Source organism: Ruegeria sp., assembly GCF_965221235.1.
In the GTDB taxonomy this organism is placed as follows: domain Bacteria; phylum Pseudomonadota; class Alphaproteobacteria; order Rhodobacterales; family Rhodobacteraceae; genus Ruegeria.
On sequence record NZ_CBDCRS010000004.1, the window covers coordinates 812,155 to 836,709 of the forward strand.

General features: G+C 55.2%; 21 protein-coding genes. 16 read left to right on the top strand and 5 right to left on the bottom strand.

Going from position 1 to position 24,555, the window contains the following annotated elements; genetic code table 11:
- Nucleotides 1-2: 2 nt before the first annotated feature.
- Nucleotides 3-1,955: an urea ABC transporter permease subunit UrtB gene (gene urtB / locus ACOQOY_RS07090; RefSeq protein ID WP_420584761.1), complete on the bottom strand. Its 1,953-nt coding sequence runs from the start codon at nucleotides 1,953-1,955 to the stop codon at nucleotides 3-5.
- A 60-nt stretch (nucleotides 1,956-2,015) separates the two neighbouring features.
- Nucleotides 2,016-3,296 (bottom strand): urea ABC transporter substrate-binding protein, encoded by a 1,281-nt coding sequence (urtA, locus tag ACOQOY_RS07095; protein WP_420584762.1) that lies wholly within the window; start codon nucleotides 3,294-3,296, stop codon nucleotides 2,016-2,018.
- A gap of 473 nt (nucleotides 3,297-3,769) precedes the next feature.
- Here urtA and ACOQOY_RS07100 point away from each other — a divergent pair, with 473 nt between their 5' ends.
- From ACOQOY_RS07100 to ureG, 9 genes are all read left to right on the top strand, one after another.
- Nucleotides 3,770-4,507 (top strand): urease accessory protein UreD, encoded by a 738-nt coding sequence (locus ACOQOY_RS07100; RefSeq protein ID WP_420584763.1) that lies wholly within the window; start codon nucleotides 3,770-3,772, stop codon nucleotides 4,505-4,507.
- Nucleotide 4,508: 1 nt separating this feature from the next.
- Nucleotides 4,509-4,811, top strand: a complete 303-nt coding sequence (locus ACOQOY_RS07105; protein WP_420584764.1) for an urease subunit gamma — start codon at nucleotides 4,509-4,511, stop codon at nucleotides 4,809-4,811.
- 18 nt (nucleotides 4,812-4,829) lie between these two features.
- Nucleotides 4,830-4,991, top strand: a complete 162-nt coding sequence (locus ACOQOY_RS07110; RefSeq protein ID WP_420584765.1) for a hypothetical protein — start codon at nucleotides 4,830-4,832, stop codon at nucleotides 4,989-4,991.
- Nucleotides 4,988-5,320, top strand: coding sequence for an urease subunit beta (locus tag ACOQOY_RS07115; RefSeq protein WP_170519451.1), 333 nt, complete (start codon nucleotides 4,988-4,990; stop codon nucleotides 5,318-5,320). The genes ACOQOY_RS07110 and ACOQOY_RS07115 overlap by 4 nt, the downstream gene beginning before the upstream one ends.
- Nucleotides 5,295-7,055 carry an urease subunit alpha gene (gene ureC, locus ACOQOY_RS07120; RefSeq protein ID WP_420584766.1) on the top strand — a complete coding sequence of 587 codons (1,761 nt, stop codon included), beginning with the start codon at nucleotides 5,295-5,297 and terminating at the stop codon, nucleotides 7,053-7,055. Before ACOQOY_RS07115 ends, ureC begins: the two co-directional genes overlap by 26 nt.
- 121 nt (nucleotides 7,056-7,176) lie before the next feature.
- On the top strand, nucleotides 7,177-7,401 hold the full coding sequence (locus ACOQOY_RS07125; RefSeq protein WP_420584767.1) for a hypothetical protein: 225 nt from the start codon (nucleotides 7,177-7,179) through the stop codon (nucleotides 7,399-7,401).
- Between the two features lie 28 nt (nucleotides 7,402-7,429).
- The gene (gene ureE / locus ACOQOY_RS07130; RefSeq protein WP_420584768.1) at nucleotides 7,430-7,882 is read left to right on the top strand and encodes an urease accessory protein UreE; all 453 of its coding nucleotides are present in this window, start codon (nucleotides 7,430-7,432) and stop codon (nucleotides 7,880-7,882) included.
- The gene (locus tag ACOQOY_RS07135; protein WP_420584769.1) at nucleotides 7,866-8,519 is read left to right on the top strand and encodes an urease accessory protein UreF; all 654 of its coding nucleotides are present in this window, start codon (nucleotides 7,866-7,868) and stop codon (nucleotides 8,517-8,519) included. Before ureE ends, ACOQOY_RS07135 begins: the two co-directional genes overlap by 17 nt.
- A complete protein-coding gene (ureG, locus tag ACOQOY_RS07140; RefSeq protein WP_420584770.1) occupies nucleotides 8,516-9,145 on the top strand; it encodes an urease accessory protein UreG in 630 nt (209 codons plus the stop codon). Before ACOQOY_RS07135 ends, ureG begins: the two co-directional genes overlap by 4 nt.
- 135 nt (nucleotides 9,146-9,280) lie before the next feature.
- Here ureG and ACOQOY_RS07145 read toward each other — a convergent pair whose 3' ends face one another.
- Nucleotides 9,281-11,929, bottom strand: a complete 2,649-nt coding sequence (locus ACOQOY_RS07145; protein ID WP_420584771.1) for an AsmA family protein — start codon at nucleotides 11,927-11,929, stop codon at nucleotides 9,281-9,283.
- Between the two features lie 331 nt (nucleotides 11,930-12,260).
- Here ACOQOY_RS07145 and ACOQOY_RS07150 point away from each other — a divergent pair, with 331 nt between their 5' ends.
- The 5 genes from ACOQOY_RS07150 (at nucleotide 12,261) to ACOQOY_RS07170 (ending at nucleotide 17,015) form a co-directional block, all read left to right on the top strand.
- Nucleotides 12,261-12,587, top strand: a complete 327-nt coding sequence (locus ACOQOY_RS07150) for a potassium channel family protein (protein WP_420584772.1) — start codon at nucleotides 12,261-12,263, stop codon at nucleotides 12,585-12,587.
- Between the two features lie 39 nt (nucleotides 12,588-12,626).
- A complete protein-coding gene (locus ACOQOY_RS07155; protein WP_420584773.1) occupies nucleotides 12,627-13,847 on the top strand; it encodes an AI-2E family transporter in 1,221 nt (406 codons plus the stop codon).
- Nucleotides 13,844-14,908 (top strand): HlyD family secretion protein, encoded by a 1,065-nt coding sequence (locus tag ACOQOY_RS07160; protein WP_420584774.1) that lies wholly within the window; start codon nucleotides 13,844-13,846, stop codon nucleotides 14,906-14,908. Before ACOQOY_RS07155 ends, ACOQOY_RS07160 begins: the two co-directional genes overlap by 4 nt.
- Nucleotides 14,898-15,905: a DUF2955 domain-containing protein gene (locus ACOQOY_RS07165; RefSeq protein ID WP_420584775.1), complete on the top strand. Its 1,008-nt coding sequence runs from the start codon at nucleotides 14,898-14,900 to the stop codon at nucleotides 15,903-15,905. Before ACOQOY_RS07160 ends, ACOQOY_RS07165 begins: the two co-directional genes overlap by 11 nt.
- A 420-nt stretch (nucleotides 15,906-16,325) precedes the next feature.
- Nucleotides 16,326-17,015: a deoxyribodipyrimidine photo-lyase gene (locus ACOQOY_RS07170; RefSeq protein WP_420584776.1), complete on the top strand. Its 690-nt coding sequence runs from the start codon at nucleotides 16,326-16,328 to the stop codon at nucleotides 17,013-17,015.
- A 615-nt stretch (nucleotides 17,016-17,630) separates the two neighbouring features.
- On the opposite strand, the gene ACOQOY_RS07175 is transcribed toward ACOQOY_RS07170, so the two are convergent.
- Nucleotides 17,631-19,139 carry an SGNH/GDSL hydrolase family protein gene (locus ACOQOY_RS07175; RefSeq protein WP_420584777.1) on the bottom strand — a complete coding sequence of 503 codons (1,509 nt, stop codon included), beginning with the start codon at nucleotides 19,137-19,139 and terminating at the stop codon, nucleotides 17,631-17,633.
- Nucleotides 19,140-19,723: 584 nt separating this feature from the next.
- Nucleotides 19,724-21,688, bottom strand: coding sequence for a CocE/NonD family hydrolase (locus tag ACOQOY_RS07180; RefSeq protein ID WP_420584778.1), 1,965 nt, complete (start codon nucleotides 21,686-21,688; stop codon nucleotides 19,724-19,726).
- 164 nt (nucleotides 21,689-21,852) lie between these two features.
- Here ACOQOY_RS07180 and ACOQOY_RS07185 point away from each other — a divergent pair, with 164 nt between their 5' ends.
- Nucleotides 21,853-22,515: a helix-turn-helix domain-containing protein gene (locus ACOQOY_RS07185; RefSeq protein ID WP_420584779.1), complete on the top strand. Its 663-nt coding sequence runs from the start codon at nucleotides 21,853-21,855 to the stop codon at nucleotides 22,513-22,515.
- Nucleotides 22,512-24,551, top strand: a complete 2,040-nt coding sequence (locus ACOQOY_RS07190; RefSeq protein ID WP_420584780.1) for an FAD-dependent oxidoreductase — start codon at nucleotides 22,512-22,514, stop codon at nucleotides 24,549-24,551. Before ACOQOY_RS07185 ends, ACOQOY_RS07190 begins: the two co-directional genes overlap by 4 nt.
- The last annotated feature ends 4 nt before the right edge of the window (nucleotides 24,552-24,555 follow it).

The window sequence follows — 24,555 nt, forward strand, 5'->3', positions numbered from 1 at the left end:
GTTCAATCCCCCGCCGCGCGGCCTTTGAGGGCGATGATGCCCCTTGGCCGGAACTGGATGAAAATGATGATGAAGATGATCATGTAGGTTTGGGCCGCCAGCGTGTTCGACGGGTTCATCCACTCGATCCCCTTTTGCAGGAAGCCGATCATCCCGGCCCCGGCCAGCGCACCCCAGATGTTCCCTACGCCGCCGACAACCACGGTCATGAAGCTTTGTACGATGTAATCGTTGCCCAAATCCGATGTGACTTTGGCGAAGAGGCCAATCGCAACCCCAGCTATGCCAGCGATGCCCGAGCCGAGACCAAAGGTCAGCATATTCACCCGACCCGGATTGATGCCCATTGACGCTGCCATGCGTGGGTTCTGCGTTACGGCACGCATCTCAAGCCCCAACCGTGTACGCTTCATGATGTAGAGGAACAGTGCCAGAAAGATCAGCGCCAACACGAAGATAGCAATTCGGATATAGCTGATCGAGACCACGTCGTTCAGCACCCACGCGCCATTCAGCCAGCCGGGAGCGGTCAGCGGTCGAGCCTGCGTGCCAAAAATGTTTTTGGCCAACTGTTGCAGCGCAATCGAGATGCCGAAGGTCGCCAACAGTGTCTCCAGCGGGCGGGCATAGAGCCAGCGGATCACCAGCCGCTCCATCGCGACGCCCATGGCGAAGGTCACGGCAAAGGCCATCGGGATCGCCACGATGATCGAAAGCGTATGGTCAGGGATGAACTGCTGCACCACGTAGCCAGTGTAAGCGCCCATCATGATGAACTCGCCATGGGCCATGTTGATTACGCCCATTACGCCGAAGGTGATTGCCAGACCGATGGCGGCGAGGAAATAGATCGACGCCAATGAGATCGCGTCCAGCGTCAGATCGAGCGTCTGGTTCAAGCCGACCTTCAGCTCAATCTGTTCCAGCGCCTTTTCGGCGGCGGCTGTGACTTCGGGTGAGGGTTCCGAATAAGTTTCAAAGAACACATGAGAGTCCAGCGCCGCGTCGATCTGGGCCTGAGTGATGAACGCTGGCACTGTCCCGGCCTCAGCCAGCGCTGCATAAGCCTTCGCACGGGCGGCGTCGGTATTCAATTGTGCTACCGGGATACCACCCACACGGCCCACCTCGATATTGGTGGCCAGCGCGGCGCGGATATCTTCTGAAGAGGTGAGAGCAGGAACGAGGTCATTCGCAATCAATAGATCGTATGCCTCGGTCTCGCTGAAGGTGGACGCGCCGGGGTCCAGAACCGCCGCAACATTCACATCTGTCGGCAACTCGGCAGCTGCCTGCCGTTTGGTGACGACCAGAGGGTTCAGCGCCGCCCGAACATCGACGCTCAGATCGCCGGACATTTCTTCAATGGCCGTCACACGGGCCGCTGTATCTTCGTCATACCCAATCGTCAGCAACCGTTCGAGCCGCTGCTTCTGCGCCTTCATCTCGGCATCTGGCTCATCCTCAATCGAAGCGCGCAAAGGCTCCAGCAACGCACCCTCGGGATCGCGCTGTATGGATTGCAGCGCCGCTTGACGTTTCGCACGATCCGGGTCGGTCAGTTGGAACTGGACCAAAGCCGTTCCAATCATCGAGCGGATGCCGCTATTGGGTTTCAACTGCTTCAGATCGGATTTCTCGAACGTGCCAATGACCTCCCCGGTATCGAAGTCGGTCAATTCATACGACCGCCCTTCACCTTTCTGGCCAGAAAAGAACAGACCGTCCGACTTGCGCATCCACATGTCCTTGGCGGCCCATGTTTCAAGCATCACCTGCGCTTGCGGCAACCCGCTCGATGCTATCGCATCAATTGCCGGTTTGATCGTCTTGCGCGAGCTTTTGGCGATGATCTCCTGATGCTCTTGCAGGATCGGTTGCAGACTGGCCTCTTGCGCATTGGCAGTCAGGCAGGCGCACAGGATTGCGAGGCCCGCAAGGAAAAGTCGTACCATGTGGTGAAACCCGAGTGTATTGAGAGCAAGGCGGGCGAACAAACCCGCCTTGCATGTCGGTTAGTAGTTCGACAGTGTCTGAACGCAGGTTTTGGTCTCGGTGTTGTACATACCGCAACCCAGCTCTTTCCAATCGGACACCAGCACCGCCGATTCCGGAAGGAAATCGGTCCAGGCGTCACCCGGCACAACATCGGTTTCGCTGATGATGTCGAACTGACCGTCTTCCTGAATCTCACCGATCAGAACCGGCTTGGCCAAATGGTGGTTCGGCAGCATCACTGCGGTGCCACCGGTCAGGTTCGGGAATTCCTGCCCGTACATCGCGGCGCGCACGGCGTCGACTTCGGTCGAGCCAGCCTCGGTCGCCGCGTTCACCCACATGTTGAAGCCGATGTAATGCGCCTCCATCGGGTCGTTGGTCACGCGGTCATCACCCATAGTCGCTTTCCAGGTGTCCACGAATTCCGCGTTGGCTTCTGTATCTGCCGACTGGAAGTAGTTCCAAGCGGCGAGGTGACCGACGAGGTTCGTGGTATCCAGACCGGACAGCTCCTCCTCACCGACCGAGAAGGCCACGACCGGAATGTCATCCGCTGAAACACCTGCGGCAGCCAGTTCCTTGTAGAAACCAATATTCGCGTCACCGTTGATCGTTGAGATCACGCCAACCTTTTTACCATCCGCGCCCAGCGCAACCACATCCGCCACGATCTTGGACCAGTCGGAATGACCAAATGGGGTGTAGTTCACAAAGATATCCGCCTCAGCGATCCCCTTCTGCTTCAGATAGCTTTCCAGGATATTGTTGGTGGTCCTGGGGTAAACATAGTCCGTGCCGAGCAGAGCGAATTTCTCGACTCCCAGTTCATCCAGGAAATAGTCGGTCGCCGGGATTGCCTGCTGGTTCGGGGCCGCGCCGGTGTAGAACACGTTTTTCGATGACTCTTCGCCCTCGTACTGGACCGGATAGAACAGCAGGCCATTCAACTCCTCAATCACCGGCAGAACCGACTTTCGGCTGACCGAGGTCCAGTTGCCGAAAATCACATCCACCTCATGCACGGTCAGCAACTCACGCGCTTTTTCGGCAAACAGAGGCCAGTCCGAGGCCGGGTCGACCACAACCGCCTCAAGCTGTTTGCCCAGCAGGCCACCTTTGGCGTTTTGCTGGTCGATCAGCATCAGCATGGTGTCTTTCAGCGTGGTTTCTGAGATTGCCATCGTGCCCGATAGCGAGTGCAGTACGCCAACTTTAATCGTGTCTTCAGCCGAAAACGCGGCGGTGGCCAAGGCAGCAAAGACAACCGATCCGGCGAGCGTTGATTTGAGCGAATTCATGTATTCCTCCTGACGGGGCCGGGAGAGAGGGCTTGCGCAATGGCGCACTCTTCTTCTACCTGATCCCCGCAACTGTTGTTGCGTTCCGTGTGGCGGTTGTGTTCGAGGTCCAATTCGCGCAGCCGTCACACACCCCCGGTTTGTTTCCGCGGTGGCACCCATACGGTTTCTGCATTGCAGCAAACTTGGCAACTTACCTTCGACCCAATTCTGGAAATCGGTGAGGTCTGCTTATTTTTTCAGCTAAGCGGGACGTCTCCGTCTAAAATTTAGCCATACGAAGCGGAAATAGGCAGTTTCCGACACCGTAGATTAGAGTTCCGACGCCTCACCAGAGAAACAAGAGGCACCAACCGATGCTCTAAAGGTGCCTGATTACCCAAGTTGCCAACATATTGCCCGCTTGCAGTGCAATGCCGCCTCGTGCTGCTGGCGCCGTCAGCCTGAGCACCAAACAATTGGGTCACAGGACCGTGCTGGACAAGTTTCGCCAGTCTGGCTCATTTAAGTGCCTGTTTCCTAGGACCACGACGTCTGACCTTGATGCGGTTCTTCTGAACACGGCAGGTGGAGTGACCGGAGGCGATACATTCCGATTTTCCGGCAAGGCCGCAGAAGGCACCGCACTGACTTTGACAACACAAGCCTGCGAGAGGGCTTACAAGGCGCAACCCGACGAATGCGGCCAGATTACCAATCACCTGACAGTTGAGGCCGGAGCACGGCTGAACTGGTTGCCGCAAGAGACCATTCTGTTCAATGGCAGTGCTTTGGACCGCCGCCTCAGGATAGAAATGGCACCGGATGCCGAGGTGTTAATGGTCGAGCCGCTGGTCTTCGGGCGCGCGGCCATGGGCGAGACGCTGACCGACATCCGCCTGCGCGATCAGATCGAGATTTGGAGCGCAGGGGCGCTGGCGTTTCTGGATACGATACGGTTCTCGGGGAATTGGCACTCTCACCTCTCAAAGCCACATGTTGCAGATGGCGCGGGTGCGATGGCGCTGATCGTCTTTGCGTCGAAAGCCGCCGAAGCTCATCTGGATTCCATTCGCAAAATGCTACCCGATACTGCCGGCGCAACCGTGATCCAAAAGGACCTGCTGGTCGCCCGCGTTCTGGCAGAGAACAGCTTTGCCCTGCGCCGCACATTGATGCCGGTTCTGCGCAGGCTGAACAAAGATACCCTACCCCGATGCTGGATGCTCTGACATGAACCTGACACCGCGTGAAAAAGACAAATTGTTGGTCGCCATGGCCGCCGAAGTCGCCCGCAAACGGCTGGACCGCGGCGTCAAGCTGAACCACCCCGAGGCTATCGCCCTGATCACCGACGCCGTGGTCGAAGGCGCGCGCGATGGCCGGTCAGTTGCCGACATGATGCAGGCCGGGGCTGAAGTGATCACCCGCGACCAATGCATGGAAGGCGTATCCGAAATGATCCACGAGGTGCAGGTCGAAGCCACCTTCCCGGATGGCACCAAGCTTGTGACTGTCCATAACCCTATTCGCTAACCATCAGAGGAGTTCCCAATGTACCGCATGCTGTTTCCCGCTCTTATTCTGGCTGGCCCTGCCATGGCCCATTCGGACACCCATGTTCACGCCCATGGCAGCGATTATACCCTGCTCGCAGCTGGGCTGGCATTGATCGCGGTTATCGCCGTCACAGTGATAATGAAACTGCCAAAATGATCCCGGGTGAGATCATACCCGCCGAGGGTTCACTGACGCTCAACGCGGGGCGCAGCAGTCGTCTTGTTGTGGTCGCCAATACAGGTGATCGACCCGTGCAGGTGGGCAGCCACTACCATTTCGCCGAAGCAAACTCCGCCTTGGATTTCGATCGCTATGCAGCTTTAGGGATGCGTTTGGACATCCCGGCAGGTACTGCCGTGCGATTTGAGCCGGGTCAGACTCGCGAGGTTATTCTGGTGCCTTATGACGGGCGCCGCCACATCTACGGTTTCAATATGCATATCATGGGGGCTCTGAAAGATGCCGGGCAAGATCAGCCGGAGTGACTATGCCTCCATGTTCGGCCCCACGGTCGGCGACAAAGTACGATTGGCAGATACCGATCTGATCATCGAAGTCGAGAAAGATCTGATCGTTGAGCGCGCAACCGCTGCGCGTTTCAGCGAAACCGGCCACCGCGAAGACGTCTATGGCGAAGAGGTCAAGTTCGGCGGTGGCAAAGTCATTCGCGATGGTATGGGGCAATCTCAGGTTACCCGCGCTGAAGGGGCGGTGGATACGGTGATCACCAACGCGCTGATCGTCGATCACTCCGGCATCTACAAAGCGGATGTGGGGTTGAAAGACGGCCGTATCGCCAAGATCGGCAAATCCGGAAACCCTGACACGCAGCCCGGTGTGGACATCATCATCGGCCCTGGCACCGAGATCATTGCGGGCGAAGGTCGCATTCTGACCGCAGGCGGATTCGATAGCCACATCCATTTCATATGCCCACAACAGATCGAAGACGCGCTGCATTCCGGCCTGACTACAATGCTGGGCGGCGGCACCGGTCCGGCGCATGGAACGTTGGCGACCACCTGCACCCCCGGTCCCTGGCATATCGGGCGGATGTTGCAGGCGGCGGATGCCTTTCCCATGAATCTGGCCTTTGCGGGTAAGGGCAACGCCTCGCTGCCCGCAGCACTTGAGGAACAGGTCAAGGCCGGAGCCTGCGCCCTGAAACTGCACGAGGATTGGGGAACTACCCCTGCCGCCATTGACTGCTGCCTCTCGGTGGCAGACGCGATGGATGTGCAGGTTATGATCCACACCGACACGCTTAATGAATCAGGCTTTGTCGAAAACACCGTGGCCGCCATGAAAGGCCGCACGATCCATGCCTTCCACACCGAAGGCGCTGGCGGAGGCCACGCACCGGACATCATCAAGATCTGCGGTGAGAACCATGTTCTGCCGTCCTCAACCAACCCGACGAGGCCTTTCACCGTCAACACGGTTGAAGAGCACTTGGACATGCTGATGGTCTGCCACCACCTCGACAAATCCATCCCCGAGGACGTGGCCTTTGCCGAAAGCCGTATCCGGCGCGAAACCATCGCCGCCGAGGATATCCTGCACGACATGGGCGCATTCAGCATCATCGCGTCTGACAGTCAGGCCATGGGCCGGGTCGGAGAGGTTTTGATCCGCACGTGGCAAACCGCTGACAAGATGAAGAAACAGCGCGGGCGATTGGCGGAGGAAACCGGCGACAACGACAATCTGCGCGTCCGTCGGTACATCGCAAAATACACCATCAACCCTGCCATTGCACATGGCCTGAGCCACGAGATTGGCAGTATCGAGGAAGGTAAACGCGCCGACCTCGTCCTGTGGAACCCCGCCTTTTTCGGTGTGAAGCCCGAGATGGTTCTGTTGGGCGGCACCATAGCCTGCGCGCAGATGGGCGATCCCAACGCGTCGATCCCTACACCGCAGCCGGTTTATAGCCGCCCGATGTTTGGCGCTTACGGTCGGTCAGTGGAAAACTCGGCGATCACATTTATCTCGGAAGCGGCCCATGCGGACGGTATCGGTGATACACTGGGATTGGCAAAGCAGACCGTCGCCGCCCAAAACACACGAGAAATTGGCAAGCAAGATCTTCTGCTGAACAACGCGACGCCGCATGTCGAAATTGACCCGGAAACCTATGAGGTCCGGGCAGATGGCGAACTGCTGACCTGCCAACCCGCCGAAACGCTGCCAATGGCGCAACGATACTTTTTATTCTGATTAAATAATGTGCTGCGTTGCGGCACGTGCAAGACAGAAATGACCAAACACGCTCTACTAAGTGAGGCCGACATGACAAATATTAGACCCCATGGGAGGACCACCGTTTACGAGGGTTCAAATGGCACACTCAGCAACACAGACAAACTCACGCTATTCGCTGCCCGGTCTGATCGCATCCATCGGGTCATCCATCTACTCGGCTTTGATCAGCGTGGCCCAAGCCCAATCGCGTGTCCGGCAGGTCGAATTCCTGCAATCGCTCAGCGACGAAGAGCTGAAAAACCGTGGGCTGACGCGCGAACGGATCGTGCACCGGGTCTTTGCGGATTCAATCTGGCTCTGATCATTCCCCTTGCAGAGGAGGCGATGGTATGACCGCCCTGCTCTGCACTGCCCGCCAGTATTCGGATCACACGCACGGCGATCCGACAGACTGCTTGTTTTTGACATATGATGACCGCTTTTTGCGCCGCAAAGTTCTGACCTGTGAAAGTGGTGAGCAGATTCTCATCGATCTGGCACAAACGACTTCTTTGAACCACGGCGGCGCGTTAACTCTGGATGACGGTCGCGAAGTGGAAATACAAGCTGCACCTGAAGCATTGCTGGAGGTCACCGCCCCGGACCTGACGCGCATCGCATGGCATATCGGCAATCGCCATACGCCGTGCCAGATCGAAAAGGATCGCCTGTTGATCCAGGTCGATCACGTTATCAGAGACATGCTGCTCAAAATCGGGGCCGCCGTGCGAGAGGTGCATGAGCCGTTCACCCCCGAAGGCGGGGCCTATGGCCACGGCAGGACCCATGGCCACACCCACTGACGCCGATGTCCTGACGCTGACCCAATGGTTGTCCCCGGCCTATCCAGTGGGCGGATTTGCCTATTCTCACGGGCTTGAGGCTGCGATTGACCACGGAACTGTCGCGAATTCTCAGGACACCTATGCCTGGATTTCAGATGTGCTGGAACATGGCTCTGGGTGGAATGATGCTTTGTTCGTTGTCGCGGCATTTCATGCGCAGGACAAAGATGAACTGATCAACGTCGATGTCACGGCGCGGGCTTTTTGCGCGACATCCGAAAGGCTCATGGAAACCGAGCTACTGGGCCAGGCATTCGGAAAAATCACCAATGGCGTCTGGGAATTAGATCTTGGACAGTTCACTTATCCTGTCTCGATTGGACAGGCCGCAAGGCAACAAAACCTTCCCTTGCTGCTGACGACCAAATTGTTTCTGCAAGCATTCGCAAGCAACCTTGTCGCATGTGCAACGCGTCTTGTGCCACTGGGACAAACCGATGCTCAGAGGTTGATCCGCCAGCTGACGCCACTGTGTGCCCAGATTGCTGAAAGAGCACAAACGGAAAGTTTGGACGCGTTAAGCTCTACAGCGTTTTTGGCGGACATCGCATCCATGAAACACGAAACACAATATTCGAGGATATTCCGCACATGACGAGTATGAACGGCCCGCTGCGCGTAGGTATTGGAGGCCCGGTAGGCGCCGGAAAAACCACTTTAACCGCTGCCTTGTCCGAAGCGCTGCGCGATGTCTGCTCGGTAGGGGTTATTACCAACGACATCTATACGCAGGAGGATGCCGAAGCGCTGATGCGCATGCAGGTCCTGCCGCAGGACAGGATCATCGGCGTCGAAACGGGCGGTTGCCCGCATACAGCAATTCGCGAAGACGCCTCGATCAATTTGGCCGCCGTCGCCGAGATGCAGACACGTCATCCGGATCTCGATGTGGTTTTGATTGAAAGCGGAGGCGACAATCTATCGGCCACATTCAGCCCGGAACTGGCGGATTTGACTATCTACGTGATTGATGTCGCCGCAGGTGAGGAAATCCCCAGGAAAGGCGGGCCGGCGATTACGAAATCGGACATCCTTGTAATCAACAAGACCGACCTTGCGCCGCATGTTGGTGCTTCGCTGGAGGTTATGGAACGTGATGCGAAAAGGATGCGAAAAGGACGGCCATTCTTATTCTCGTCACTTCGTCACCGAAGTGGTGTCGACGCGATTGTGGATCTGCTTGTGAAAGGCGGAGGTCTAGAGTTTTCGAAAGCGAGTTAGTCCTCGCTGACGCAGAGACCAAGCCGAAAGTGCGGGAATTATCGAGAGATACACCAAAAGCAAAAAAACGCCTTCAGGAAGCGTTGCCTTCCTTCGCGATCTTAAATCTTGTTCTTGTACCCACGGCCTCCGCCACTATTGCAGTTGCAAAATATCCGGAACGCACAGTTTTCTTTTTGCTGGCATTTTATCCGCACCATCCGATCGCTTCAGTCGTTTCGGGCCGTCTTTGACCTTGATATTCGGCTTAGCCAGTGGGCCCTTTAAGGTCACTGGCCAGGGGCTTTTTGAAAGAGGTTCGCCAATCTTGCGGGGCTGCAAATTTAAATCCAGGACCTTGCCCGCCACATTAACACCGCCAAAGACAACAACTTGGACATGGTCTGTTTCCAAAGTGGTTTGTTTCGTCGAAATACTTCCATTGGAAATACTGATCGGCGCACGCAAACACACAATTGGAGCAACCTTTTGCTTTTCTTTAGTAAACACCCAAGGCAGCACCCCGAGCCCGGCCAGGTCCAAAAGCTGCGTCTCGATCGAGCCATCACGCATCGAAACAGTGGCATTGCCGCTCATGCTGTTGGCAAAATGCTTGGGTGAATCGGTTCCTCCTGTCACCGAAAAATCTGCAAAGATCGTGCCGCTTGCGCCCTTTTTGAAGTTCAGGCTGTGAAGAATATCATCCAGCTGCCAGCCACCTGCTTTGCCGCTCAACGTAAGCAAATGCGCGTCGTTCGACAGATCCATTTGCGCGCTGACGTCGAAATGAGCGCCTCCGTATTCAAACTTCACAGGGCCGGCCTTGAGCTTATTTTCATTAAGCGTCAGTTCACTCTGCAAACTGCTGACGCCTTTGGCCCCTTCGATATGTCGAAAATCAATATCAACATCCATATTCACACCGGACAAGAGAATTGAACGCCCGATAGGTTTAAGCGTCACGTCTCTTAGAGGACCTGTGCTTTCGGCTTCTTGATTGGCGTCTGCGTCGTCGGGCTCTGAACCGCCAATCTTTCGCAACTGTGCGGCGGCCTGAACGATGGTTCGGATCTGATCTATCTTTATCAGGTCACTCTCTATCGAACCCCGCAGTACAGGATCACTGGTTGCATCATCAAGATCGGCCGCAATTTGCAGAACCGAGTCTGCGACCTCGACACTGGCGCTCGCGTTCCAATCGGTGCCTTCGCTGACGAGGTCGATTTCCAGATGAGCCTGCCCGGTTTCAACGCGTTCAAGCGACAGGGCTTCCAGCAGGTCCGCCCCGGACGGAACGTCGACGTCAATTGCCAAATCCAGATTCTCGAATTTGAGGACATTTTTAACGGTACCGTGCACCTCAAGGTTCCAGACTTCGGTTTCGCTTGTCTGGCCATCCAAATTGGTCAGCGAAAGTTCATTGATGTCGCCATTCAAATGAAAATCGCCGGAAAACCTGCCAAGTTGATCATCCGGGCCCAGCAGCTCTGGTGAGATCAAGCTGCTTGCTGGTATGTCCATCAACCCTTCGGCCGATATGCCCTGCAATTGGAGGGCATCATCGACCGAGCCGTTCAAAATGATAAACGGGTTGGCGGGGTTTCCAATTCTCAAGTTGATGTTCCCGACCCTTAAGGCACCTTCGGGCGTTCTGGAAAGCTCGGAAAACTTGATCGGCGGTGGCCCTTCACCAGAGGTGTCCAACGTGAACCCGTTGGTTTTAATAACCATTTTCCGTTGCGGGACCTGACCGGATACACTGTCGATGACCATGTCGACTGCGATGAGTTTCAGATCATACCGTGATGCTGCCGGGGCTGGTTCAGCATCTTCAGGGTACAAACGTATGCGGGTTGTCAGCGATACGTCTTCCGGGTTTCCCAACTCTCCGATTTGGCCCGTCAGCGAGAGGCTTTGCCCGCCTTCCAGTTCCGTCAAAACACTCAGGTCATCAATACGGGCAACGCCGTCGACCGCTTTGAATGTTGCACCAATGCTCCCTGTGCCTTCCAAAACCCGGTTGAGTTTCAGGATATCGAGAAGCTGGCCGAGTTCGGCGACCTCTATCGTCGCCTTCACTTGCAGCCCGTTCTCTTGGGCAACTTCTTCGGCAGCAATGGAAATTTCCTCGAAATTCACGGCCACCTGAAACGGGTCTTGCGCTGGGAATATCCCGTTCAGGTCAAAGGGTTCTCCATTCACTGAACCGGTCCCTACTGCTGTTACAACCCCGCTCTTTTCATCACGCGCCAAATGCAGTTCAGGAAGCTGCAAATCCAGCTCAAGCCCGTTAAAGTCGTTCCGATAGAGAACCGTAATATCGGTCAGGTCAATTTTGTGATCCGCTACAATTCCAGACGCAGGCAGCTTTGGAGTTTCGTCAGGTTTCTCGGCGTCAACATCTTTTTGGGAAACGGGTTTCCAATTTCCAACGCCGTCTTTGTCCGTGATCAGGTTCAGGTGAACACCCGTAACGGACAGATTACTCAGCGAAAGCTCACTGTTCCAAAGGTCGCGCGCGGACACGTTGAACTCGAGTTTGTCGATTGCCGCTAGATCCGCTTCGGTCTTGGTCGAACCGGGCAATACCAGCCCCGCGGCTGACACTTGCAGTTGCCGGCCAAAGCCTAGGCTGACTTCATCTTCTATTATGACCTCCTGACCAAGTTTCTTGGAGATCAGGTTTTCAACGAAACCAATCCTAAATGAATTGAACAACGCAGAGGACAGGAAAAGCCAAGCCGCAACAAAAGTTACAAACGCGACAGCGCAACAAACCATTACGCCTATTGTTATGTACCGCACGCATTTCTCCTGAGGTTCTGATTCATGTCTGGGGCAGCCTAAACCATTTAAGCATGGTGGCAGTGGAATTTATGATCCGTTGTTTTCCTGAACCTGATTGATCCCGGCTGTGCAACTGACATCTCCAAAACATTTGCTCGCTTTGTGCTGTGGTCCCTGTTTCACATAGGTCGTTAGAGGCGAGTTGTATCGGTCTCGAACGTACACTTTGCTTTAGCTTTCTCAACGGCGACTCGACCCGTCACCCAATCCGTTGACAGCCAGACCCTCTCGATTTCATACATTCATATAATTACTGCTATATGTGAATTCTTCCAATGATGAGGACACAATGAACTCACTGACCAGAATAACACGAGGGATAGGCGTCGCTTTTAAGGACGGTAGAGTGAAAGGCCTTCTGGCCTTCACAGTCGGAATGATTTTGTGGGCTTCAGTCTTTTACCACTTCGTCGAAGGTTGGAGTTGGCTCGACTCAATCTACTTCTCTGTCGTTACAATTTCGACCGTAGGGTTTGGTGACTTTTCACCTGAGACCGCGGCTGGGAAAATCTTCACGATGGTTTACATCATCGTGGGCCTCGGTGTCTTCGTTACAGCGGCGACTACGGTGGCAGATACAATCTTGTCCCAAGACGACGAAAAAGCAGACCAATAGATATCCGTTAATCTAGCCAAACCAAATTCGTGCACAGGCGTGAGTCTGTTTGCGCTTCTAAAGCCGTGGAGCGGATTCATTTGTGTCTTCAAGCCCATAGGTGATCACCCCAATCTCAAAAAAATATACATATTATGTTTTTTGAGTATAATATTCAGAAAACATATCCAGGGGGATGGAATGGAAAAGACTCAAGACGCCAAGATTGTCGATCTAGCGATACGATTGCTGTTTCTCGGACTATTTCTCTATAGCGCACTGGTCATGGTGGCCCCGCTCGCAAGTGTGGTCATCTGGGCAACGATCCTTTGCGTGGCGCTCTATCCGGTGTTTGATTGGCTGCAATCGAAATTGGGAGGGCGAAAGAAGCTTGCAGCGACGATCTTGGTTTTGTTGGGCCTTGTTCTGACCCTGGGGCCAGTCGCAACTGCGGTTTCCGGTGCCGCAGAACTTGGTTCAGATTTTGCGGAACAGGCCGACAAAGGCGAATTGAAAATTCCCCCAGCGCCAGAAGGTATCAAGGAATTACCACTGATCGGCGGGAAAATTGCTGATGTCTGGGGCATGTTCGAGCGGAATCTGGACGGTGCGCTTGCAAAATACGGTGCGCAAATCCTTGAGATCACCAAGTCCCTTTTTGGAAAGGTTTTGGGGATCGGAATTGGGCTTCTTGGCCTTGCCCTGTCGGTATTGATAATGGGCGCTCTGTTCAGCCCCGGGCCAAATATGGTTCAGGGTCTTCAGCGCTTTGCCAACCGGGTCTTCGCACCGCGTGGTGGTGAATTCGTTACGCTGGCGGGCGCAACGATCCGAAATGTGACAAAGGGTGTCATCGGCGTTGCGGCCATTCAAGCCGTCGTCGTTTGGATACTGTTGGTTCTGTTTGGGATAGGCTCGGCTGCTACGTTGGCGTTTATCTGCCTGATCCTCTCGATCATCCAGATTGGACCCGGCTTGGTGCTTTTGCCTGTGATCATCTACGCATGGAGTTCCATGTCCGGAGGTGCCGCTTTGATCTTCACCATACTGGCCATTCCCGTGACCATAATGGACAGCTTTCTGCGCCCGGTTTTCATCTCAAAAGGCCTTGAAACGCCGATGCTTGTGATCCTCATCGGGGTTCTCGGAGGCATGATGGCCTATGGCTTGATCGGCATTTTCATGGGGCCGGTATTGTTTGCTGTCTTCTATGAGTTGTTCAAAGTCTGGATTGACGCGGCACCGGAAACCGAAAATGCCGCTGAAGGAGCGGCAAAATGAGGAAGACGATCTGGTCGACACTGGCCGTCATACTCATCTTTCTCATTTGGTATCTGGTCGCTGACCGCAAGACACCGTTCACAGGTAACGCCAGAGTAAAAGCCGTGGCGACCCAGATCGTTCCGCAGGTCACTGGTACCGTGACCGAGGTTCTCGTTGAAAACGGTCAGGTGGTTTCGGCCGGGGATGTTCTGGTTCGGATTGATGCCAGGCCTTACGAAATTGAGCGTGACAAAGCCGAAGCTGATCTCGAGGCAGCCACTCAGGAGGTGGGCGCATCGTCAGCAGAAGTAAGCGCTGCGCAGGCCAAACTGGCAAGGGCGCAGAGTGATCTCGACACGATGCGCCTTCAGACAGAGCGTGTGTTTGCGCTCGAAAAGAAAGGGCTGATTGCCGTCTCAAAGGCAGATGATGCTCGAGGGCAGTTGGCAGAGTCCGAGGCGAATTTTGAGAACGCTAAAGCGGATCTGGAAAAAGCAAAACAAAGGCTCGGTGACGATGGGATTGAAAACCCGAAGATCCAGCGCGCGTTGGCGGCCTTGGCCGATGCAGAATTGAACCTTGAATGGACTGAACTGCGTGCTCCGGCGACGGGCGTCATCTCCAACTTGCTGATAGCCCCCGGAACGTACGCGCGATCCGGCCAGGATCTATTGACGTTTCTGGATGCAACGGACGTCTGGATCGAGGCGTATTTTACCGAGAACAACCTGGGAAGAGCCTCGGTAGGGTCTCCAGTTGATGTGGTGTTGGATATGCATCCCGGTAAGATTGTTCCGGGCGTCATTGAGAGCTTTAGTGCCGCTGTTTCTTTGAGCGGCGGTGATGAGCCTGGGCAATTGGCGAGCGCACCAAGCACCAAAGGATTTTTGCGCGAGCCTGAAAGGTTCCCGGTCAGGATCATTTTACCCGGTTATGAAGCTGGAAGTGCCGAAGATGATCTTCGCTTTCAGCTGAACGGGCAGGCCGATGTGATCATGTATCTAAGCGACAACTCGCTGCTGAACCTCGTTGGCCGTACCTACATACGCTTGGTTTCAATTCTGTCCTATGCGTACTGAGGACCAACGCTCTGTCATCCGGCTTGCGCTGGGTGTTACCGGCGTCTTTGCCTTGGGTCTGTTTCTTGGATGGCCGCTTGCTGTTGTAGGGGCAGTGTTCACTGCCCTTTTTCTGCAAGCACCTGCGGCGTTGTCTTTGGCGGCGTTTGGTAAGCTGTTTGTTTTCTCAATTGGATTGATGTTCATTTCATTCCTGGTGTCGTCAATCTTCTCACCATATCCACTTGTTTTTCTCATTCTGGTGGCCATCGGAATAATCTTGTCTTTCATGTGGTCAGTTTCTGGGGCCGGAGTATTGCCGGGTGTCATCGCCCTCATGGGTGCATTGATGATCCCGAACCTGGTTTTGCAATCACAGGACCTGGCTTTGGTGCTCGTGTACTGGATACCGCTGAATCTGCTGTTTGCAGGCTTTGTATCGACGCTGATGTTCGTGCTAATACCCGCCGAACCTCAGACGGCCGCCCAGAAAAAAGCCGCAACGTCGCCAGACTTCGACCCACATCGCCGCATAGTCAGGATGTCGCTTGTTACTGTTCCTTTTGCCATGGCGTTCTTTGTTTCCGGCGCATCCGCATTACTGGTTCTGTTTTTTGTCGCCCTGCTGAGCCAGCAACTCGCGGCGATGCCCGCCGCGGGTAAAACCGTCGCAAAAGCAATGCTGACGGCAAACCTTCTCGGGGCGGCAGTCTCCATCATTTGTTACGAAGTAAACGTCATAGCTCCGGTTATTCTCACCCCTATTCTGCTGTGTTTTTTCTTTTGCCTGTCCCTCGGAGCACTTGGAAAATCACAAGCCCCACTCGCCGCCGCCGCCGGCTCGGCCATCACCACCGCACTGATTGTATATGGGGGTTCGGTTGCACCGTTTTCAGACGAGGCCGACGTCAAGAGCATCATTCGCGTTGTTCAAGTTGCCAGCGCCGCTTTTTTTGTAATCATCGCTTATGTCGTGGTGGATGAATTCTGGCCAGAAAAGCAGCGTCAGACGACTTAGTGACGTTAGTTTCCACCGAAATCAGCAGAATTCCCAGTCTGACCACGTCTACTCCGAGTATTTGTGCCGAAGGGCGTCAGTTTTGTTCCCCTTAGTTCATGGTGTAAAAGTCAAATTCAACTGATGCTCAACATTGGGGGTGCCTTCTGATGTCGAACGTCCACTGCTTTTCCGGTCAAACTATGACGGTTGGGTCAGGTTCCGTCCGGCAGGTCTCTGATTGCGAGGCATTGATGTCAGAACCTCAGAACGACCGTCTATTGCACAGAGTGAGGCAGCAGTAACTTCGCTACAAACCGGATGTCGGGGCTTACTTTTCACGCTTTTTATCTCGCTTCTGATGCAGAGCGAAAACAGCTAAGAAAATGATCTGCTACCTGACGTTCTTCGTACTACCATTCAAAGACTGTTGGAGAAGTCATGCAGGTTGTTTGGTTCAAACGCGATCTGAGAGTGCAGGACAATACTGCCCTGAATCAGGCCTCTCGCGTTGGGCCAGTGTTACCGCTCTACGTTGTTGAAACTGAGCTATGGCAACAGGCTGATGCCTCAGCGCGGCACTGGGCCTTTGTCGCAGAAACGCTCGCTGAATTGCGTAAGGACCTTGGCAAATTAGGGCAGCCGCTTGTTATACGCCTGGGTCCAATTCGATCTGTTCTTTCCGACCTTAAGGCACAAGGTCTGCTCGAGGCTCTTTGGTCGCATGAGGAAACCGGCAATCACTGGACCTATCAGCGCGATCTTCAGGTTGCTGCGTGGTGCCGGGATCAAGGCATTCCGTGGATCGAAGTGCAAAATCATGGCGTATTTCGAAAGCTCAAATCGCGCGACGGTTGGGCAGCGCGTTGGGACAAATTTATGGACCTGCCCACCACGCGCCCCACTCCGCTGGCCCCAATCGAGGTTGAACTTGGCCCGATCCCAACAAGACGCGACCTTGGTGTGCCGGATGACAAGTGCGACGGGCGTCAAATTGGGGGAAGGCGCGCGGGCCAGGAGAGGCTAAACAGCTTTTTGACCCAACGCGGCGAGCGGTATCAGCGCGCCATGTCTAGCCCTGTTGAGGGCACCAAAGCATGTTCGCGACTATGCAGACCAAATACAGCATGATTGTTTGCCTGCAGCGTAGCGCAGGCTCGACAAAGGCAGAACACTCAAAAATAAGACGCCGCGCATACATCCGATTTGCCAACAATTGGGCTGCAATTCCACTCTAACGGCCTAGAGACTCTTTTTTGCCATCAGAATATGAACGGCACAGGCAGTGATAGATGAACGTTAGATGAACGAGCAAATGTTACTTTCGCAGCCCGTCGCTCACTATTCGCAAAGAGCGCCTCGTTTTGTGAATTACCAATCATGGCGCATCAAGCGATTGCCTGCTGCGAAACGTAAGCAGTCTTTGTTCCCGGCCTAACTAATAGCAGACTTGTCGGCAAAATGTATGATCGCTGTGATCGGACGAATGAGCGAACCGAGCCCGAAGCTGAAACCGCCTCGCGCTGGACCCACCGGATAGCATTATTGATAACTCAGAACCTGCAAATCAATCGATCAAATCTAAATTTTCATTCAACAAAACCGAGAAACGGGTTTGAGAAAGTTACAACCAACTTTGCGATCTGTGCGCTGATCATTTAAAAAATATCAGAGATACATCTGTTCGCCTCTGATCGATGACATGTGTTGCACATCGGAAAGCTATGTCTCCGCGAGCATTTGCCGTTACAGGAAATTCCACAGCTCGGCGGTGGCCAGTTCAGCTTCGAAATCGACAACAAATGGGGTATCTGTCCCTTCCACAACAATAACGTTTTCAATGTCGTACACCATCAAGCCTAACGCCTCGTAGTAAGTGCCTCCGCACATTTCGAATGCGGTCAATTCCACCGCTGCATCCTCGACGCGTATGATCAGGGTGTCCTCGCCCGAACCGCCATAGAAACAGTCCATTTCATCCGCATCACGCCCAAGAAGGTTGTCTTCAGTGAAGATGAAAACGTCATCTCCCTCACCGCCAAATGCCAGATCAGATCCTGCACCGTCAATCAGCAGATCTGATCCAGATCCGCCAAAGACACGATCATCACCGGACCCGTCTGCCAGAATATCGCGTCCCGAGTTGCCGCAGAGAAGGTCGCGGCCAGACCCCCCGGCCAAAAGGTCGTTGCCTGTCCCGCCAATCGCTCGATCATCGCCCAATCCCGCAATGGCCACGTCATTGCCTGCGCCTAAGTCAAGAAAGTCATTTCCCGCGCGCGCCAGAACCAGATCATCACCAGCGCTGCCCAGAATGCACTCATATTCAGCCGAACCAACTTGCACATGCGATGTCAGGCTTTCGGCCTGAAAGACCGCCAGAATTTCGTGCAATTCTGTCGTTGGATGCACTGGATCGTAGAACGCGATTTGATCGTGCGGTATGCCCAAAACCGCCGGATTTGGCCCCTCAGAACCCAATTGCCCCAACAAAACGGGATCGGCAAAAGTCTTGAAGCCGAAACTCTCGAAATCGGCTGCAATTTCCTCCCACATTGCGCCAAATTCCACGATCACTACATCTACGCCGAGAAGTTCGAGCAGTCCCGCCCCTTCGACAAGCGTTGCATTATACGACTCCAGAAGGACCGAAGACAAAAGTTGCTCCTCCGGGGATTGTCCGGATGTGGTTGGCAAAACACTAAGCGAAGGCAGGGTATTGAATATAATCGTTCCGACACCCGAAGCAGCCAGAACGGCCGAGCTCTGCAACGTGGCGATCGCTGTGTCCGCGCCAAATTTAACGCCTTCCACCACAGCAGTAAGGGAGGAGGTAGGGGCGAAATTGCCAAAATCGTTGACGCCTATCAGAACAGATGCAGCCGTAGCTGATAAGTCGGTCCCGGCAGTGTCTTGAACAAACCTTTCAACCTGCGCGACAAAATCGACCCGAAACGCCAGATCGTCTGGCAGCGCATCAGGTCTGATCAAGCCGGTATCTGCCAGGACATCGCTAATGGTCCGATCGGTCAGAGCCTGCGCATCCCCGACCGCGAGGTTTATGGCGTCGACACTCAACAAACCGGGCACGATATCAGCATATACATCGCCGTTCGAAAACTGCTGGTCGTACCCAAGCTGCACGGGAGGTAATCCGAACAATGCCACGGAAGAGCTTGCGCCAAAGAATATACCGCTGTCAGTGAAGCTGTCCCCGAAGAAAACAATCTTGTCGAAGTTGGGTTGTCCAAGCATTTTACTCTCCTCATACAGGTTGAGTTTTCGTGCCTTAAACAACCTAAGGTAGTTCATAATATCCAAAATCAACCCAATGCTATACTTGTTCTAAAACTGTCAGATTGTCCTCCTCGCCTGAGTCTGTTCACTTTACTTCTGGCTTCAGATCTTTCACATCTGCCTCAGAAACGCTTGCTCCTTGAAAGTGGTGAAATTGCGTCGAAGAAGCAATTTGCTGAGTTCAGGATGCATTGAAATCCGCTGCGCGCGGTGGTTCACCGCTCAAAACGCTGCGGTGGTATGGGTGATCTGTGTTGCCTAACTGACGATCAGATGCCAAATTTAGCCCTTTATGGTTGTTCTTGCCTCAGTCAAGACGGTCGCGAACGCGTTTCTAACCAAAGCGGTTGTGTCAAAACCAAATGCTGCTGATGTGTTTAACAATGTTTGCACAATCGGGTCTTTGAACCCGGCAATTCCTCGCAGGTCGAGATCAGAATACGGGCGGTAATCGATACGAAAAGAGTTTGCCCGGACCCACGTGAACTCAGCCCTGACAAAGCAGAAGTGCTGAAATCGACAATGAACTGACCGGCGATTTGTTACAAAATACGCCATTGTCGCGCTGCGAAGAGCTGATTGTTCCATGTCGCATTCAACTCTGCATCCGCCGTAGTGCGATCGCCTTTGGTACGGGCGGTCAAAGCGATCGAAACCTCAGCCGTTCCGTCAGGCCGTTCGAATCCCATCTTGTGACGTACACTTGTCTGTTGATCAACGACATCTGAGGTCTCCAGACTGTGCGTTATGCTGGTTTCATAACTGAAAGTAGTTTCTGTCTGGGCGAAAGTCGCTTTCAGAAGCGGTTGATGCCAGCCTATCTCAATCCTGTTTCCAGTCGTCTGGGTCCAGCGAGACAGAGGGTCAGCTGCACAGGTGGAATGCCGCTTCTGCTCAGGCAGGTCTTGTGCCGGGGGCAGTGGTTTAGACAAGTCTACGGGCTCATGGGGTAAAACAGGCAAATGCAGCGTCGCGTGTTTTATCTGTATGTCCAAGGCCGGTGATTTTGCGTGAAGAAGAGGCCAGTAAGATGAAGACAAAGCCAGTCGCAGGCTGTGTCCCTTGCGCACGCAATAGGCCGTTGAATGAAGTCGGATCTTCCCATTGAATTCACCAGCTTTCGCCGCTGACGGGGTACGATCCAAATTCTCATCAAGCGACAGGTTTCTAACGCCGAAACTGACACGTGCAGCGACCCCTTCTGGGTTCACGTCGCTGAGTCTTGCGATGATCTGCGCCAGTTCGTCGCCGGACTCGCTGCGCAGAGCCAGTGTTACTGAACCGTAAATTATGATGTCCTGAACCAAAGGAGCCGTTTCGAAGACCAATGACCGGGCATCGTCTTCGGTTTGATCAAGAGGCAGCCCGCCGGGGCGGCCAAAATACCCTGTTTCCCCGGCGGCCTGCCCGACGGCCGAGTCTGTGGGAACCCTCCATGGTGCAGTGCCGTCGCTGGATTTCAGCGTGGACAAGTCCCAATCCTGCATTATGCTTTCCTGCGAGGCTGGCCCGCTTTGCGCCCATCTCCCGGTTCTTTGGGCCAAACTGTCGCCCGGCCTGTCGAATTCGCGCATCCAGACCCGCAGGCGGGGCCAGTCCGGCGTGTCAGGCCGATCCGATTTCAGCCAATGATCCCACCACTCCAGCGCCAGCTTTTGAAAGCCGATGGCAGGCCCCGGGCTACCATGGTCGGGATAATGGTGCCCCCACGGACCAACGACCCCCCAGACCAGATCGGGGCGGGCATCAACCAGAGACATGACAGAATTGGAGTAGCGATCGCTCCATCCGCCGACTGACAGGATCGGAACCGAAAGGGCGTCAGCGGTATGAATAACCGAGCCGTGGCGCCAATAGTCACCGCGGCCATCCTCGCGCAACCAGTTTTCCAAAGGAAACGTCAGATTGTCGATCCGTTCTTTCCAAAGCGATTTCCATTCCGGCCCGACATTCAACGACGGCGGAGACGCCAGGATTGAAGGAAGTGTTGCCCCCCATTCGAACGTATCCGAAAGAACGCAACCGCCCATATAATGGATATCGTCCTCAAATCGGTCATGCGTGGCACAGACCGCTATTGCCGCCTTCAACGGTGCGGGCGCATCGACGCTTGCCTGGAGAGATGCGGTCCCACCCCAAGACGTGCCGAACATGCCCACGCGGCCATTGCACCAGGGTTGTGTAGCCAACCATTCGATCACGTGCCGCGCATCGTCCAGTTCTGCCGGTGCGTACATATCCGGCATGTGCCCTTCGCTATCCCCTGATCCCCGCATATCCACGCGGATACATGCGTAGCCATGGGCGGCAAAATAGGGATGGTTCCTCTCATCCCGTGCGCGAACCATGTCGGTCTTGCGATAGGGTATGTACTCCAGAATGGCGGGCACAGGCGCTCGAGTCACAGGGCGCCACAACCGTGCGGCCAGGCGCACGCCATCGGACATTGTGATCCACAGATGATCCGTCTCCGACACCCCGAAAGGGTATTCTGGTTGGCCTGTCATAATGATCCGCCGCATGCATTTGGTGTTTGTTCCACTTCTGCAAATCTAGATCGAACTTGCAATATGGATGCCTTATTCGATTAAAAATAGAATTTGACTCTAAAATTCTAGTATGATTTCAATTTTGATAGAGTTTAGCCGCTCAGATCATTTCGGAGAGCCGCATGCCATCTGACAACGTCGTCGCTTTGCCATCCGCAATATCCTCGCTGGGCAGTGAGGTTCGGCAATTGCGCAAAGCCCGCCAGCTGACGCTCAAACAATTAAGCGAAGAGGCGGGCATTTCGCTTAGCCACGTGTCGGCGATTGAGCGCGGTGTCTCCAAGCCTTCGGTTGATGTGTTGCAGGCTATCGCCAGCGCACTCAGCGTCACGCCAGATTGGTTTTTTGCCCGCCGGGCCGGGGCCGGTCCGATGGAACAGGCCTTTGTCGTGCGCGCCCAGAACCGTCGGGCGCTGAATACTCTCTACGGTCAGGACGCGGCTGAGTTGGGTTACACCGATCACTTGCTGTCCAGCTCGATCGGCGGGCAGTTTTATATGGGCATGGCCGTCTATGCACCGCATTCGGAGCGCCCCGAGGACCCTTTGCAAAAACACGAAGGCGAAGAGCACGGGCTGGTTTTGGAAGGCGAGCTGGAAATGCAGATCGGGGATGAGTTCATCACCCTGCGCGCCGGGGACAGCTACAGCTTTGACGCACGTATCCCGCACCATGCCCGCAATCGGACGGATCAGGTGTGCCGTTTGATCTGGGCGGTCTCACCGGTCGTCATTCCAAAGGATGTCGTCGCACCGCAGGCGTCTGACAGGGAAACCTCTTCATGAGTCGCGACGCTCTGTTGCAACCCTATCAGCTGAAGCACCTGACCCTGAAAAACAGGATCATGACCACCAGTCATGAACCCGCCTATCCAGAAGACGGAATGCCCAAGGAACGCTATCGCGCCTATCACGAAATGCGTGCAAAAGCGGGCGTTGCTATGACGATGACTGCGGGTTCGGCAACCGTCAGCCGTGACAGCCCGCCGGTGTTCAACAACATCCTCGCCTACAAGGATGAGGTCGTGCGCTGGATGGGCGAGCTGACCGACGCCTGCCACGCCCATGGCTGCGCGGTGATGATCCAGCTGACCCATCTGGGACGACGTACCGGTTGGAACAAGGGAGACTGGCTGCCCTCTGTTTCCCCCTCGCATTCCCGCGAACCGGCGCATCGGGCCTTTCCAAAAAAGATGGAAGATTTCGACATCGAGCGGATCGTGACCGACTATGCCGATGCGGCTGAACGCATGCAGGCTGCTGGCTTGGACGGGATCGAATTGCAGGCTTACGGGCACTTGCTGGACCAGTTCTGGTCGCCGCTGACCAACACGATGGACGCGCCGTTCGGAGGAGATCTCGACAACCGGCTGCGCTTTGGCTTCATGGTTCTGGATGCAATCCGCGACCGCGTGGGGCCTGAGTTCATCGTCGGCGTCCGTTACACCGCCGATGAAGTCGAAAAGGGCGGCATCACCGAGGAAGAAGGGCTCGAGATCGCGCGTAGGCTGCGTGACAGCGGTCAGGTGGATTTCCTGAATGTCATTCGCGGGCGCATTCACACCGATCCTGCCATGACGGATGTGATCCCGGTGCAGGGCATGAAAAGCGCACCGCATCTGGATTTCGCCGGTCGAGTGCGGGCTGAGATCGGAATGCCGACCTTTCACGCCTCGCGCATCCCTGACGTGGCAACCGCGCGACATGCGGTGGCCGCGGGTCTTTTAGATATGGTTGGGATGACCCGCGCGCATATGGCCGATCCGATGATCGTGCCCAAGATTCAAGCCGGACAGGAAGATGACATCCGGCCCTGTGTCGGCGCGACCTATTGCCTCGACCGCATCTATCAAGCTGGCGAAGCGCTGTGCATCCACAACGCCGCCACGGGGCGCGAATTGTCGATGCCGCATGTCATCCCCGCCGCCGCCACACGCCGCCGCGCGGTTATCGTCGGCGCAGGCCCCGGCGGGCTAGAGGCGGCGCGCGTTGCCGCCGAACGTGGCCATGACGTCACCGTTCTGGAAGCCGCCCCCGAACCCGGCGGGCAAGTGCGTCTGACTGCGCAATCCAAGCGCCGTGCCGAGATGATCGGGATCATCGACTGGCGTATGGCACAATGTGCTGCGCGGGACGTCCGGTTTCAGTTCAACACTTATGCCGAGGTCAGTGACGTGACCGCGCTGTCGCCGGATATGGTCGTGATTGCGACCGGGGGCCTACCAGGCACAACGATCCTCGATTCGGGTAAAGAACTGGCGGTGTCCGCCTGGGATATCCTGTCCGGCGATGTGCAGCCGGGCGAAAACGTGCTGATCTATGACGATGCAGGGGATCACCCGGCCCTTATGGCCGCCGAGGTCATCGCCGCCTCCGGCGCAAGGGTCGAGGTCATGACCCGTGACCGTAGCTTTGCGCCCGAAGTCATGGCGATGAATCTGGTGCCCTATATGCGCTCGTTGCAGAAAACCGGAGCCGTGTTCACTGTCACCCGGACTCTGAAGGCGATCGAAAAGACAGGCAATCAGTTGCAGGCCCACATCGGCACCGACTATTCGGATCTGGTCGAAAAAAGGGAATATGATCAGGTGGTTGTCAATCAGGGCACGCTGCCTCTGGACGATCTCTACTTTGACCTCAAACCTCTGTCGCGCAATCGCGGGGCCATGGATCACGATGCACTTGTCTCGGGCTCAGGTCACCTGTTCCCGCTTAAAAATCCCGAGGCGGGATTTGATCTGTATCGCATCGGAGACGCCGTGTCCGCGCGCAACATTCACGCCGCCATATACGACGCCCTAAGGCACGGTATTCGGTGGTAGGGGA